This is a genomic window from Vibrio sp. OPT46, from assembly GCF_015163535.1.
Lineage (GTDB): Bacteria > Pseudomonadota > Gammaproteobacteria > Enterobacterales > Vibrionaceae > Vibrio > Vibrio alginolyticus.
The window spans coordinates 1-248 of the sequence record NZ_JADDYG010000685.1 but is presented as its reverse complement, the minus strand read 5'-3'; the positions used below and the strand labels follow the sequence as shown (position 1 = coordinate 248).

Here is a 248-nt window from a genome sequence, read left to right as displayed (position 1 = left end):
CATAACGTTTCATCAGCTTGAAGAGAAGGAATCACATGTTGAAAAGCAGAAGAGTGGAATTGAATCGTCTGTTCGAGAAAATAAACCCCAGGCTCCCAAAGTAATGCATCCACGCGAATCGGCACGACAACATTACTAATCAAGTCGTGATGAAAGGCTTCTAACTGAAATTGTGTTTGTCTTAGTGCAAGGTAAAGACTGAACAAATCCAGGCAGTACTGCATTTGTTCAGAGAGTTTGAATTGATA

Annotated in this window: 1 pseudogene; it reads right to left on the bottom strand. The window is 40.3% G+C overall.

Going from position 1 to position 248, the window contains the following annotated elements:
- Positions 1–248: pseudogene (locus tag IQR33_RS36045) on the bottom strand (diguanylate phosphodiesterase); the annotation flags it as partial.